This window comes from Bacteroides sp. AM16-24, assembly GCF_003471885.1.
GTDB lineage: Bacteria > Bacteroidota > Bacteroidia > Bacteroidales > Bacteroidaceae > Bacteroides.
The window spans coordinates 57,073-72,198 of sequence record NZ_QRKI01000017.1; the positions used below are offsets into that span (position 1 = coordinate 57,073).

Consider the following 15,126-nt stretch of genomic DNA (forward strand, 5'->3'; position numbering starts at 1 on the left):
AAAAATTAAAGAGTTATGAATACATATAATTATCAAACACATAGCCGTACTATTCTTGGGGACTTGCACACTCCTGTAAGTACTTATCTTAAAGTCCGTGATGTCTTTCCCCAAAGTGCACTCATGGAAAGCTCCGACTATCACGGCAGTGAAAATAACCGTTCATTCATCGGACTCTGTCCATTGGCAAGCGTCAGCATCGACCATGGAACAGCCATCTTCCGCCTGCCCGACGGCACTCGCGAAGAACGCCCCATCACACCGGAATATCCTGTAGAAAAAGCTTTAGAGGATTTCCTCGGCCGCTTCCATGTGGAAGGTGAATATGCCAATTACTGCGGTCTTTATGGCTACACCTCTTTCAATGCCGTACGCTATTTTGAAAATATTCCCGTAAAAGATAGCCGTGAAGCCACCAACGACGCACCGGATATGCTCTACATCTTGTATCAATACCTCATTGTCTTCAACGACTTTAAGAACGAAATGGTACTTCTTGAAATGCTTGCCCCCGGTGAAGAAAGTGAACTGGATACGGTGCAGAAAGCCATCAATAACCGCAATTACACCGCCTACGATTTCCGTGCCGTTGGTGAAACCACTTCCCCACTGACCGACGAACAGCATAAAGTAAATATCCGTCAGGGAATTGCCCACTGCCTGCGTGGGGATGTGTTTCAAATTGTTCTCTCCCGCCGTTTCGAACAACGTTTCGTAGGCGATGATTTCAAACTTTACCGTGCCTTGCGCAGCATCAACCCCTCTCCTTATCTGTTCTATTTTGATTTCGGAGGTTTCCGCATCTTCGGTTCATCACCCGAGACGCACTGCCGCATCGAAGGCCGCCACGCCTACATCGACCCCATCGCCGGCACCACCAAGCGCACCGGAGATCCCGAACAGGATGCACTGAACGCCCAATACCTGCACGATGATCCCAAAGAGAATGCAGAGCATGTCATGCTGGTCGATCTCGCCCGCAACGATCTTTCCCGCAACTGCCACGATGTAAAAGTGGATTTCTACAAGGAAATGCAGTATTACAGTCATGTTATCCACCTGGTAAGCCGCGTCAGCGGTACGCTGAACGAAGATGCCCGCCCCATCAAAGCATTCATCGACACCTTCCCGGCAGGCACTCTGAGCGGTGCGCCCAAGGTACGAGCCATGCAACTCATCAGCGAACTGGAACCGCACAATCGCGGCGCTTACGGCGGTTGCATCGGCTTCATCGGACTGAACGGCTCGTTGAACCAAGCTATTACCATCCGTACTTTCGTCAGTCGCAACGGCGTACTCTGGTTTCAGGCAGGCGGCGGCATCGTAGCCAAGAGCAATGAAGAATACGAGTTGCAAGAGGTGAACAACAAACTGGGAGCACTGAAAAAGGCAATCGTAATGGCAGAGAAAATGTAAATTGTAAATTGTAAATAAAATTATGAAAACAGTAATCATAGACAACTACGACTCTTTCACCTACAACCTTGCCCATCTGGTAAAAGAACTCGGCACAGAAGTAGATGTGCTGCGCAATGATAAATTTGAGCTTGAGGAATTGGAGAAATATGATAAGATCATCCTTTCACCCGGTCCCGGCATCCCCGAGGAGGCAGGCTTACTATTAGAGGTCATCCGCACTTACGCAGGACGAAAACCCATACTTGGCGTCTGCCTGGGTGAACAGGCCATCGGACAAGCATTCGGCGGGAAGCTCACCAATCTGAGTGAAGTCTTTCACGGCATACAAACGAATGTGAAAATAAAGAATAAAGATTACATATTCTCCGGTCTTCCTACTGAAATTCCAGTCGGTCGTTATCACTCCTGGGTAGTGGATACGGAAGAATTTCCCGAAGAATTGGTTATCACCGCCATCAGCTCCGAAGGTCAAATCATGGCACTGAAACACCGGGAATACGATGTTCACGGCATCCAATTTCACCCGGAATCGGTACTGACTCCCGATGGAAAACAGATTGTAGGCAACTGGCTGAAAGGCGTCTGAAATGCCACATCTCATGAGGCTAAATGCCACACTTCACAGGTCGGAATGCCACACCTCATGATCGTTAACATGTGGCATTCGGAACGCTGAAGTGAGGCATTCCGAACATAACAGAATTTTCAATCGTAAATTGTAAATCGTCTAATCGTAGATAAGAAAATGAAAGATATATTAACCCGCCTCTTCAACCACGAAGAGCTTACTTCGGAAGAAACCAAGCAAATTCTCCTGAACATCACCCGGGAAGCTTACCCCGAAGCACAGATTTCCGCATTACTCACTGTATTTCAAATGCGTAGCATCACAGTGGATGAACTAATCGGCTTTCGCGAAGCCCTTATGGAGACTCGAGTACCTATCGACTTCGCGCCTTATCGGCCTATCGATATCGTAGGTACGGGAGGTGATGGAAAGAACACGTTCAACATTTCCACTTGTGCCTGTTTTGTGGTGGCCGGAGCCGGTTACAAAGTTGCCAAACACGGCAATTATGGTGCCACTTCCGTCAGTGGGGCAAGTAATGTCATGGAGCAACACGGCATCCGTTTCACCAATGATCCCGACAAGTTGAAACGCAGCATGGACGAGTGTAACATCGCCTACCTGCACGCCCAACTTTTCAATCCGGCAATGAAGTTCGTCGGTCCTGTGCGCAAGGCATTGGGAGTACGTACACTGTTCAACCTTCTTGGCCCGCTTGTCAATCCTTGCAAGCCTACTTACCAGTTGCTCGGTGTGGCCGATCTTGCACAGATGCGACTCTACACAAATGTTTTTTACAAACTCGGCATCGACTTTGCGGTAGTCAACAGTCTCGATAGCTACGACGAAATTTCCCTCACGGACGAATTCAAAGTTATGACGCGCAATTACGAACGGATTTACCGTCCGCAAGCGCTGGGTTTCAATGCCGCACAACCCGAAGAGCTCTTCGGCGGAGCCTGCAAAGAGGATGCCGCCCGCATCTTTGACAACATTCTGAATAACCGTGCCACACGTGCCCAAACGCAATGTGTCATTGTCAACGCCGCCTTTGCCATCCAGGTGATGGAACCTGAAAAGGAAATCGAAGAATGCATTGCCATCGCTCGCCAATCGCTGGAAAGTGGACGGGCGCTGGAGACGTTGAAGAAGTTTATAGAAATCAATCAGTAAGAATCCATAAATTCCAATTTATGAAAGATATTTTATCCGAAATCATCGCCCACAAGCGGATTGAGATTGAGCAGCAAAAGCAAGCAGTCTCCCTCAGTCAATTGCAAGAGCAAGCTGCTGCCATGATACAGGAAGCTGTCGGAAGCGGAGTTTCCGGCACAACGCCCGTCCGCAGCATGAAGCGTGCACTCGCAAACTCTTCATCCGGCATCATTGCCGAGTTCAAACGCCGTTCCCCTTCCAAAGGCTGGATCAAGGAAAACGCACAGGCCGATCTCATTCCCCCTGCTTATGAAACAGCCGGAGCTTCCGCCCTCTCCATCCTCACGGATGAAAAGTTCTTCGGCGGAACTCTGCGTGACATCCGTACAGCACGCCCGTTGGTCAACATCCCGATCCTGCGTAAGGACTTCATCATCGACAAATATCAGCTTCTGCAAGCCCGCATTGTAGGTGCCGATGCAGTACTGCTCATTGCCGCCTGCCTCACACCTGATGAGTGCCACACGCTCACCATACAGGCACACGAACTGGGGCTTGAAGTTCTGCTCGAAGTACATAGTACCTCCGAACTCTCCTATATATATAAGGAGACGGATATGGTCGGCGTCAACAACCGTAATCTGGGCAGCTTCGTCACCAATATAGAAAACTCTTTCCGCATTGCAGAAGAGTTAAAAAAGGCTATTGCTGAAATTGATTTTCAGACGCCTCCGCTGCTCGTTTCCGAAAGTGGTATTTCGCACCCTGAAACCATCCGTGAACTACGCTCGGCAGGCTTCCGTGGTTTCCTTATGGGAGAGACATTCATGCGTACAGACGATCCCGGGAGCACATTGGAAGAACTCATTCACGGTATATAAATTTGGAAATCCACACATGATTTCATATATTCGTGATTTTTAAGGTATAAGCCCATGAATACAATGATCAAAGTATGCGGAATGACCGATGCAGACAACATCCGCGATGTAGAAGTATTAGGTGTAGATATGATCGGTTTTATCTTCTACCCCAAATCCCCCAGATACCTGTACCAGATACCCAGGTACCTGCCTACGCTTGCCAAACGTGTCGGTGTTTTTGTCAACGAAACCAAAGAAAACATCCTTATGTATGTCGACCGTTTCGGTCTGAACTATGTCCAGCTGCACGGTGACGAATCACCCGAATATTGCCGCACCCTTCATTCACAGGGTATCCGGATCATCAAAGCGTTTTCCATCGCCTTGCCCAAGGATCTTCTTGCCATTTTCAATTATGAAGGTTTCTGCGACTACTATCTGTTCGATACACGTACCGTCCACTATGGTGGTTCCGGACAGCAATTCGACTGGAGCATTCTGCAACGTTACACTGGCAGTACCCCTTTCCTGCTTAGCGGTGGCATCAATTCTTACAGCGTCAAAGCCCTGAAAGAATTCCACCATCCCCGCCTTGCCGGTATCGATATCAACAGTCGCTTCGAGACATCTCCGGGCATCAAGGATGTGGAACGGATCGAACGTTTTCTCAAAGAATTAAGAACGAATTAAATTTAGAATAACATCATGAATCGTATAAATCAACTTTTTCAGGACAGCCCTAAAAACTTGCTGTCCATCTACTTCTGTGCCGGTTGCCCAACCCTGGAAGGTACTGCCGACGTCATCCGTACCCTCGAACGCAATGGGGTCCATTCGATTGAAATCGGTATTCCCTTCAGTGACCCGATGGCTGACGGCATCGTTATTCAGGAAGCTGCTACCCGTGCTCTCCGCAACGGTATGTCGCTGCGTATTTTGTTTGAGCAACTCCGCGATATCCGTAACGATGTCCGTATTCCTCTCATCCTGATGGGGTATCTCAACCCTATTATGAAATTCGGGTTCGAGGCTTTCTGTCAGAAATGCGTAGAATGTGGTATCGACGGCGTTATTATTCCCGATCTTCCCTTCAAAGATTACGAAGAAACGTATAAACCTATTGCCGACCGTTACGACATCCGTGTCATCATGCTCATCACCCCCGAAACCAGCGAGGCTCGCGTCCGCGAAATCGACGAACATACCAACGGCTTCATCTATATGGTGTCCAGCGCTGCTACTACCGGTGCCCAAAAAGATTTCGATAGCCAGAAGCAAGCTTATTTCAAAAAGATACAGGATATGCACCTGCGCAATCCCCGCATGGTTGGCTTCGGCATCAGTAACAAACAGACATTTGACGCCGCTTGTGCCAACTCTTCCGGTGCTATCATCGGTAGCCGATTCGTCACCTTGCTGAATGAAGCTGAAGGAGATGCGGAAAAGGCGATCACACAGCTGAAAGAAAATGTAGGAAGGTGATAAGGTGGTAGGGTGATAGAGTGATCGGGTGATAAAGGCAGCAATATCATCTTACCACCCTACCACCCTATCACTTTTTTTCCTATCTTTGCACTCAGAATAATCAAAACCCGATTATGTTTATGAAGATCGACTACCCATCTGTGTTACTGATATATACTGGCGGAACCATCGGTATGATAGAAAACCCGGAGACAGGTGCGCTTGAAAATTTCAACTTCGATCATCTTCTCAAACATGTTCCCGAGCTGAAACGTTTCAATTATCGCATCTCTTCCTATCAGTTCAATCCGCCCATTGACTCTTCTGATATGGAACCTGAGCTTTGGGCAAAAATCGTAAAGATTATCAACTACAATTATGACTATTTCGACGGTTTTGTCATCCTTCATGGTACCGATACCATGTCTTACACAGCTTCTGCCCTCAGCTTCATGCTCGAAAACCTGGCTAAACCTGTCATTCTCACAGGCTCCCAGCTCCCTATCGGTACCTTGCGCACAGACGGAAAAGAAAATCTGATTACCGCTATTGAGATAGCTGCCGCAAAAAATCCCGACGGTACTCCCATAGTGCCCGAAGTGTGTATCTTCTTCGAGAACGAACTGATGCGTGGCAACCGTACTACAAAGATTAATGCTGAAAACTTTAACGCATTCCGTTCATTCAACTATCCCTCACTGGCTCATGCAGGCATCCACATCAAGTACGATGCACATATCATCCGCCGTCCTGATCCGACACGCCCCATGAAGCCTCATTATCTGTTTGATACCAATGTAGTTATGCTTACCCTCTTTCCGGGCATTCAGGAAAGTATCATCAACTCAGTTCTTCACGTCCCCGGTCTGAAAGCAGTCGTACTCAAAACCTTCGGTTCCGGTAATGCCCCTCAAAAGGAGTGGTTCATCCAGCAACTCAAAGATGCTACCGAGCGCGGTATCATTATTGTAAATATTACCCAATGCCAACGTGGCATAGTTGAAATGGGACGTTACGAGACCGGCCTGAAACTTCTCCAGGCAGGCGTTATCAGTGGTTATGACAGCACCCCCGAATGCGCAGTCACCAAACTTATGTTCCTTCTCGGCCATGGTCTCAGCCAGGCAGAAATCCGTTACCGCATGAACTCCGACCTTGCGGGAGAAATCACCAAAGCATAAGCCATAGCTAGATCTTAAAGGCCAAAAAAATCAACTTTCCCTCCTCTTTTCAAAATTCCGATAACTATAAAACTATAAAGTTAAAAGGAAAAATGAGCAATTAGCTGTTACATAGGCTGAAATGTTCACTAAACATATTTTAAGTAAAACGCAGACAAAGTTGTTAAAAGACATAATTTACAACTAAAACTTGAATAATTTATTTATCTTTGAACCGCAAAAGCTAACCAATATAACATTAAAATAAGAGAAGTATGAAAATTTTAAAACGCTATTACGCAGTTATTGCTCTCGTAGCTCCCTTTTTATTAACGGCTTGCGCGGACAATGATGTGTATGACCCCGACAAGGTGCGCCCTGTACCTCCCGTTGAGAATCCTTTGGGAGAAGACTTTGTAGCTCCAACTGGTTTCGACTGGTCAATGATTACTACTGTCAAGTTGAATATTGAAGTCAAAGACGAGTTCAACGGAATGTACAACTATTTGGCAGAAGTTTTCACTACTAATCCGCTGACCAATGCAACTGCAACTCCTATTGCTGCAGACTATGCAAAGGCTGGAAAGAATTATGTTGTAGAGATTAGCATTCCTAAATCCATAGAGCGAGTTTATGTCCGTCAAACTGATCCGAAACAACGTAAGGAAGTCTATGAATTCGTAGTTCCGGGAAATGGAGAGACATTAAATTGTAAACTGTATTATTCAGGAGGTACCACTACAAGAGCTGGTACTGGTAGCACTTCGGCCGCTAATGCTGCTATTGCTGCAGGTTTTAAAGAATTGGAAGACAACAATTACACAGTAGAAACCCCTGATATTCCGACAGCTCCGGACAAATCGGACGATCCTGTGAGCCAATACGATAAAAATAAGTTCAATGATGGAGCCAGAATCGTTGTCCCAGCTGGAGAAGTAAGCACTGTAATCTACCAGATGGCCAGCGGTAAAGGTACGATTTTTGTAAAAGGTACATGGAAAGTAACTAATATCTATTCTAACTTTGACATTTACGTATTAAACGGAGGTAAAATAGAAATTGCAACTCCAAGTAGTAAGACATTTACAACTGTTTCTAAATTTGTAGTAGAAAAAGGTGGTACAGTTGAATGTACAAGTAATTTTGCTGCCAATTATGGTGATTGGTTCATTGGAGGAGACTTTATCGCAAATGGCGACGTAACATTCGGAGCATCAACTTCGTCAGTGACTATCGCTTCCGATGTAACTATGTCCATCAACAACGGTACGCTCAAACCATGTAGTAAGGTTTATAAGAATTTTGGTACGATTACGGCTGCCACTATTACTGCAAATATGGGTTCATATCCGGAGATTTACAATGCCGGCACAATCGAGGTTACCGGAGTCATGGATCTTGTTAAAATGAACTTCATTAATAAAGGTGAACTTACAGTTGGACAATGGTTTAAGGTAGATAACAGCAAAGTACTGAACAAAGGTCAGCTTTCATCCCTGAACCTTGAGTTCACCACCAGTACCTTCAGCAATTATGGAGCAATTTTAGTAGACGAACAAACCGGTGTCATAAAGACTAATAACACATCAAATGGCAGCTTCATAGTAAATCATGACAAAGGCATTATTAAAGGATATCACCTGAGTGGAGGAGTTTCCGTCTATAATGACAGTTATGGCGAATTCACAATATTCGAGAATTCCTCAGTTGACATGCTATATAATAGTTGTGCACTAATAGTAAAGGAGAAATTCAATTGGGGAAATGTGACACTCGACAATGGCTCCATCACTGGAGAGAAACCCGAGAACCTGAATACCTCCGGAAGTAATGCCGACCAGTGGAAGCCGGTTCCAGTAGTTATGAGTAATGATAGTCCGATACAATACATTCTGAAGAACGGTTCAGTAATCAAAGCTACTTTGTTACATATCAACAGGACTCCAAGCAATTTCAGGGGAGAAGGAAACAATCCCTCTTTGCTGCAGGTTGGAGGAGTGCGTATATCTCAAGGTGGCGATACTAATTTAAAGGACCTGGTTATAGAAATGCCTGAAAACGCATTTACCTATGATCCTCCTTACAATGGCGTAAATAATGCCAGATGGCTTACAAGCGGATGTTCAACTACCGGATGGGGAGGATCAAAGAATACATTCTCTACTTGTGGTGGCTATTACTATTCTGGTAATGAAGGTGATCCTGATCCGGAAGATCCTGAGAAACCGGACGTAGAGGATAAAACAATTTATACTTACGCCTTTGAAGATCAATGGCCTGCTTATGGCGACTTCGACATGAATGACATTGTTGTTACTATCAATAAGATGGCCATTACCGATAGCAAGAAGTTAACCATTCAAGGAAACATACGCGCCGTTGGTTCCAGCCGTAAGACTGGTGTGGGAATCCAGTTCCTGAATGTGAGTAGCAGCGGAGTAACCTTAAGTGGAAAAGTACAAAGCGGAACTCCAGTTTTTGAAAGCGGACAAAGCAATCCGGTTGTAATCCTCAGTACTAATGCACATAAATATTGCAATCCTTCTATTGCGGATGATGACTTTACGTTCTATTGCACGGATCCAACCGCTGGAAGTAGCTACAATTCAGGAGATGGAGCTGCGTTTGAAATCGCAATGACCTTCTCTACAGCTGAAGAAGCAAAGAAAGCCATGAATGTCAAGAACTTGGATGTATTCATTATTAGTAAAGAAGCCCAAGGAAATGTAGGGCGTACGGAGATACATATGGCTAGCTATGCTCCTACCAATTTAGCTACCACAGCTTTATTTGGAATGGGTAATGACGCTTCTGCACACAATAGTATGCTTAATGTCGGCCAGAAAGGCTACTATATTAGTACTGAGGGTTTGGCATGGGGTATTTGTATTCCTGGTACAGAAATATGGAAATGGCCAAAAGAATATAAGATAATCACAACTGTTTATCCCGGATTCAAAAACTGGGTAATCAATGGTGGACAAGCTGAGGACTTAAGTTGGACATCTAACCACACCAGCGATATCTTTGTAAAACCTTGATAAGCGAACATCAAAACAACTTTTATTTTAAAGCCGGAAGTATACTTCCGGCTTTTTTTATCACAATCACCAGAAAAACAATATTCTTTTCGCCCCAAAAAGCCAAGAAAATAATATAGGGCGTACAGAAATACACATGCCCAATTATGCTCCTACAAAATTAGCCACTACTGCTTTATTTGGAATGGGCAACGACGCTTCTGCACGCAATAGCATGCTTGGTGTTGACCAAAAAGACTACTATATCAGTACTGAAGGTTTAGCATGGGGCATTTGTATACCAAGTACAAAAGTCTGGGAATGGCCCAAAGAATGGAAAATGATTACAGATGTCTACCCCGATTTCAAAGATTGGGTCACAAGCGGTGGAGCCAATAATACAGATTGGATATCCAATCATAATAATGACATTTATGTAAAACCCTAATCACCCTTGTAAAGCAAGGTATAAAAAAGTCGGAAAATATCTGACTTTTTTATACCTTGCTTTACAAAACTTATTAATCATACTTTTTCTCCCCTTATCAAGAGCTTAAAAAGCAGAAAAATATTATTTGATGATTTTAAAGAGAAAGTTGTTTCATCTAACCGAAGACATCTCTTAAAAAGAGTTAATTAAATGATTTTTCTCTCCCTATACAAACACTATTAGCGCAAATAAACGTATTTTTGCTTATTCTCAAACGAAATAAATGTATTAACGGAAAAGTAATAAGATAAAACTGCCTTCATCGCTTGTAAAGCCTATAAAGAAAGCAGTTTTTTTTATGAACAGAAAACTTATAATATACAAAGCAGGTAATAGAATAATATAAATGGCAATAATGAAACAGATATTATTAGTAGATGATAAGGCCTCTATAGGCAAAGTGCTCTCTATGTATTTAGGAAAAGAGTATGATTTCGTGTACTGCGAAGATCCTTTAAAAGCAATTGAGTGGTTACACGAAGGTAATGAACCCGACTTGATCATATCAGACATACGTATGCCTAAAATGAATGGTTCGGAGTTTCTTAAATACCTCAAGGACAACGAACTCTTCAAACATATCCCCGTTATGATGCTTTCAAGCGAGGAAAGTACTACTGAGCGTATCCGTCTGCTTGAGGAAGGCGCGGTAGACTACATTTTGAAGCCTTTCAACCCTATGGAGTTGAAAGTACGTCTCAAAAAGTTTATTTAAATCAACAACAAATACGCATAAAAGGACATGTTATACTACATCTATATAGGGAGTAATCGGATTATTATCGATCATCTGAGCAAAGTTACAGGGGGTATGTTCGTTGCCGTCTCTTCCCCCCAAAAAGCGGCCAAAGTAATCGATGGTATTCGGGAGAGGTATAACATATCCATTCTTTACGAACAAACAGATACACGTGAGGTAGATTGTAGTGAGATATCCTATTTACGTAAGCGTTATCCCCGGGTTTACATCACTCTCATAACGGAAGAACTGAAATCCGAAAACCGGAAGGCTTATCTGCAAGCAGGAGTGAACAATACACTTCCACCACATGCCGAAGAAGATAGTATTCAACGTATGAATACATACCTCAGAGCACGCAAAGAGAGTAAGCTGAAAGAATTTAGCGAAACACACCGCAAGGTACTGAATACATTTCATCTTCCTCTATGGAAACGTACGTTTGATATACTTTTTGCAAGTGCAGCCGTTATCATTCTTTCTCCTGTATTGATAGGAACTGCCATTGCCATCCGCATAGAAAGTAAAGGGAAGATTATTTATAAATCGCAACGTGTAGGTTCTAATTATCAGATTTTCAACTTTCTGAAGTTTCGTTCCATGTACACTAACGCGGATAAGCGGTTGAAAGAATTAAATGCGCTTAATCAATATCAGATAGAAGAAGTTGAAAGTTCTGATGAAGAACCTGAAATTCGTTTCGATGACCTTTCTGGAACACTGGATGAAGAAGAAAGCTTGTTGATTTCGGACGATTTTGTAATTTCCGAAGAAGATTTCGCGAAAAAGAAAGAAAAAGCTCTGAACAACACATTCATTAAATTGGAAAACGATCCACGTGTAACACGCGTAGGGCGTATTATACGTAAATACAGTATTGATGAATTGCCACAGTTATTCAATGTTCTGAAGGGCGACATGAGTATTGTAGGAAATCGACCACTTCCACTCTATGAAGCAGAGCTGTTGACCAGTGATGCCTATATAGACCGTTTTATGGCTCCGGCAGGCCTTACAGGTTTGTGGCAAGTGGAAAAGCGTGGTGGTGCAGGCAAAATGTCAGCTGAAGAAAGGAAACAATTGGATATTAAATATGCAAGAGACTTTTCGTTTTGGTTGGATATGAAAATATTATTCAGAACTCTAACTGCATTTGTCCAAAAAGAAAATGTATAACTACAACAATAGAATAAGAATTGTTAAATTGCAAATAAGAAAAATGATAAGAAAATATACCCAAATTATAATTTGCAGCATATCCTTTATCGGATTGTGTGCGTTTTCACCATATGCATCATCACAAGAGGGTATGACGCGTGAGGAGCGTATCAAAGCGTTAGAAAGGTTGAAGATGGAAGATGAAAAAATAGAGGCAAATACAACGGGATTAATTACAAAAAACACACCTATAGAAATAGAGAAATTAGAACTGCCTCCGCTTTCTGTTTTTTTAGATGCTGTAGTTGAAAATGCTACTGTGAAAAGAGCCCAGTCGCAAGTAGAACAAGTTAAAACCAAATACCGATTAGAGAAACGAAATTGGTGGAACTACTTCCGTCTTAATGGCATGTATTCATACGGTCGATATAATGTCATCGGTAATGCCAGTGATGAGTTTACTCCTATGTATCAAACAACGATGTCAAGTGCACAACATAACTTTAATGTAGGAGCTAATATCGGTATCAGCCTCGGTGATATTATAAATCGTCCATTAAAGTTGAAAGATTATCGTTACCAGATAGAACAGTTGAAGTATACCCAAGAAGAGGTTATGGAAGACCGTCGTTTACTTGTTCTAGAAGCATACAATGCAGTGACGGAGCAATTAGCTACAATTAGAGCAAAGGCTGAAACCGCTGCCTTATATAATGCACAGATGAAAATCTCTGAAAACAACTTCATACAAGGGAAAATGGATATTATCTCCCTTTCTTTAGAGCGTGCGCGACGTTCAGGCGCTGTAACTAGTTACGAACAGAGCCGAGTAGCTCTACACAACTCAATTGTGTTATTAGAGATGCTGACTAATGTAAAAATTTTAAAAGAAAAAAGATAGAGCCCTATGGATATAATGCTATTCATATCACAGTTCCTATACCGCATTCGCTACTGGTTATTGTGGGGAACTCTTTTTGTTACGGGATTGGTGGTTTACTTCACCCAATTCTTGCCCTATAGTTACACTGTTACAAGTAGCATCTATGCAGGCGTAACCAATTCGACTTCCCTTGATGGCTCTTCTATTAATTATATGGTTATAAATAGTACCTTTGATAATCTAATCAACCTCGGTAAGTCACGCGGAACATTAGAAAAAGTATCTTTGCGTCTATTGGCAAACTCATTAACCTTTGGTGAAGAATGGAAAGATAACCAATACATCCAAGCCAAGCATTATCGACAATTACTCCAAATTACCCCAAAAGAAGTGTTGGCATTAGTTGACCGAAAAGATGTTGAAAAGACATTAGCCAACCTAACTGCCTATCGTAAACCGAACGATAATAATTTCATCTATTCAATTTTTAACCGCCCCGTTGCATTTTACAGTGCAAAAGCATTGGATGGCATTAAAATAAAACGTGTTGGAAATAGTGATATACTTGAAATTGAATATACATCTGCCGACCCTGGTATTACTCAAAAGACCGTTGCTATTTTAATAGACGAGCTGATCAAAGCCTATGAAATTCTTCGATATAAGTCAACCAATGATGTTATTGCCTATTTCATGGAACAAGTTCGACTTGCTAAACAGAAAATGAACGAGGAAGAAGATGATTTAATGCATTATAATGTACAAGAACGTATCATTAACTATCCGGAAGAAACTAAAGCTTTAGCAGGAACTCGTTATGAGGTTGAAGACCGCTTGGAAGAAGCCGAACGTATTTACGAAGCTGCAGTAAGCTTGCGCAACATGCTGGAAGATAAAATGGACATACGGGCTCAGATTATTCGTAATAATACAAACCTATTACAAGAATTAAACAAGGTTAGTGCTTTGAATCAAAGTATCATGGAACGAGAAATTTTCACTTCTGATGACTCCAGGCTTACAGACGAAAATATACGAAAGGAAAAAGAAGCACTAAAAAAAGCAGAAGACAACATCAGTCATATATCAGACAATTTAAATGAGTTCAATTTCACCAAAGAAGGTGTTGGCATTCAAGAAATGGTAGTAGAATGGTTGACAGCTTGCATAAATGAAGCTAAGGCTAAAGCTGAACGTGAAGTTCTAAAAAAACGACAACAGGACATCTTTGATCAATATAGCCACATGTCCCCCATCGGAACGCAAGTTAATCGAAAAGAACGTGCAATCGGTATTGCAGAAGATAATTACCGTACTCAGTTGAAAGGCTTGGCCGACGCAAATCTTCGTCTGAAAAACATTGAAATGAGTACTAGTAATTTGCAAACTGTAGCTCCACCGGACTTTCCATTAACTGATAATGGACGCAGCCGAATGCTCTATATTCTACTTGCCTTTATAGGAAGTATTGTATTTATCATAACTTATTTCTTACTAATTGAGTTATTAGATCGCACTTTGCGTGATCCGATTCGCAGTAAACGTCTCAGTGGCTTACCAGTGATTGCAGCTTTCAATGGCATTAGTAATTTAAAATTCCGTGGCTTTTTGAAAGTATGTAATCGTATTGCCGCTGCTTATAGTTGCCATCGGTTAAACCAATATTTATCACCTAATCGTCCTAATGTCATCAACATGATTAGCGTTAATAGCCGTGAAGGAAAATCATTCCTTTCTAGATACTTTATGGAACATTGGAAATCGGAAGGCTTACGTGTACGTTTGGTATGTTACGACGTTGACTTTGAAGTAAGCAGCAGTAAGTATATACAAGCGGAACAGTTATCAGACTTCTGGAATCTGAACGAAGCGGAACAAATACCGGATATCATCATAGTAGAATATCCCCCTATTAAAGATGCAGCTATTCCCTTACCAGTACTTCAAAAGGCTGATGTGAATTTATTGGTGGCTAATGCCTGCCGTTTATGGCGCAATAGTGATAAAACAACAATTGCTCCCATCAAAGAAGCATTGAAAGACACTCCATTTATGCTTTATCTAAATAATGCGGATAGAGATGTAGTGGAATCTTTCACTGGCGAATTACCTCCCAAAACTCCAACTCATTCATTCTTCAGCAGGTTGGCTCAACTAGGTCTTACATCTAAGAAAAATGAAGTAAAATAATAACTTTAAAGAGAACT

At 42.6% G+C, this 15,126-nt stretch carries 13 protein-coding genes; all 13 read left to right on the forward strand.

What is annotated here, in order from left to right:
* Positions 1-15 precede the first annotated feature (15 nt).
* The 13 genes from DW182_RS17525 to DW182_RS17585 all read left to right on the forward strand — a co-directional run bounded on the left by DW182_RS17525 (position 16) and on the right by DW182_RS17585 (position 15,109).
* On the forward strand, positions 16-1,416 hold the full coding sequence (locus DW182_RS17525) for an anthranilate synthase component I family protein (protein WP_118296344.1): 1,401 nt from the start codon (positions 16-18) through the stop codon (positions 1,414-1,416).
* A gap of 22 nt (positions 1,417-1,438) precedes the next feature.
* Entirely contained in the window at positions 1,439-2,005 is a 567-nt protein-coding gene (locus tag DW182_RS17530; RefSeq protein WP_007662334.1) for an aminodeoxychorismate/anthranilate synthase component II, read from the forward strand.
* A 159-nt stretch (positions 2,006-2,164) separates the two neighbouring features.
* Positions 2,165-3,160, forward strand: coding sequence for an anthranilate phosphoribosyltransferase (gene trpD, locus DW182_RS17535; RefSeq protein ID WP_007662332.1), 996 nt, complete (start codon positions 2,165-2,167; stop codon positions 3,158-3,160).
* 20 nt (positions 3,161-3,180) lie between these two features.
* Complete coding sequence (trpC, locus tag DW182_RS17540; protein ID WP_115503423.1) at positions 3,181-4,023, forward strand: indole-3-glycerol phosphate synthase TrpC; 843 nt, start codon at positions 3,181-3,183, stop codon at positions 4,021-4,023.
* 54 nt (positions 4,024-4,077) lie between these two features.
* The gene (locus tag DW182_RS17545; RefSeq protein WP_021966946.1) at positions 4,078-4,695 is read left to right on the forward strand and encodes a phosphoribosylanthranilate isomerase; all 618 of its coding nucleotides are present in this window, start codon (positions 4,078-4,080) and stop codon (positions 4,693-4,695) included.
* 15 nt (positions 4,696-4,710) lie between these two features.
* Positions 4,711-5,487 (forward strand): tryptophan synthase subunit alpha, encoded by a 777-nt coding sequence (gene trpA, locus DW182_RS17550; protein ID WP_021966947.1) that lies wholly within the window; start codon positions 4,711-4,713, stop codon positions 5,485-5,487.
* A 122-nt stretch (positions 5,488-5,609) separates the two neighbouring features.
* Positions 5,610-6,650 carry an asparaginase gene (locus DW182_RS17555; RefSeq protein WP_118296380.1) on the forward strand — a complete coding sequence of 347 codons (1,041 nt, stop codon included), beginning with the start codon at positions 5,610-5,612 and terminating at the stop codon, positions 6,648-6,650.
* A gap of 254 nt (positions 6,651-6,904) precedes the next feature.
* The gene (locus DW182_RS17560; RefSeq protein ID WP_118296345.1) at positions 6,905-9,670 is read left to right on the forward strand and encodes an LruC domain-containing protein; all 2,766 of its coding nucleotides are present in this window, start codon (positions 6,905-6,907) and stop codon (positions 9,668-9,670) included.
* Positions 9,671-9,752: 82 nt separating this feature from the next.
* Entirely contained in the window at positions 9,753-10,097 is a 345-nt protein-coding gene (locus DW182_RS17565; RefSeq protein ID WP_255421302.1) for a DUF4842 domain-containing protein, read from the forward strand.
* Positions 10,098-10,494: 397 nt separating this feature from the next.
* A complete protein-coding gene (locus DW182_RS17570; protein WP_044534803.1) occupies positions 10,495-10,854 on the forward strand; it encodes a PleD family two-component system response regulator in 360 nt (119 codons plus the stop codon).
* A 27-nt stretch (positions 10,855-10,881) separates the two neighbouring features.
* Positions 10,882-12,054, forward strand: a complete 1,173-nt coding sequence (locus DW182_RS17575; RefSeq protein WP_118296347.1) for a sugar transferase — start codon at positions 10,882-10,884, stop codon at positions 12,052-12,054.
* A 43-nt stretch (positions 12,055-12,097) separates the two neighbouring features.
* Positions 12,098-12,937, forward strand: a complete 840-nt coding sequence (locus DW182_RS17580) for a TolC family protein (protein WP_118296381.1) — start codon at positions 12,098-12,100, stop codon at positions 12,935-12,937.
* Positions 12,938-12,943: 6 nt separating this feature from the next.
* Positions 12,944-15,109, forward strand: coding sequence for a hypothetical protein (locus tag DW182_RS17585; RefSeq protein WP_118296348.1), 2,166 nt, complete (start codon positions 12,944-12,946; stop codon positions 15,107-15,109).
* The last annotated feature ends 17 nt before the right edge of the window (positions 15,110-15,126 follow it).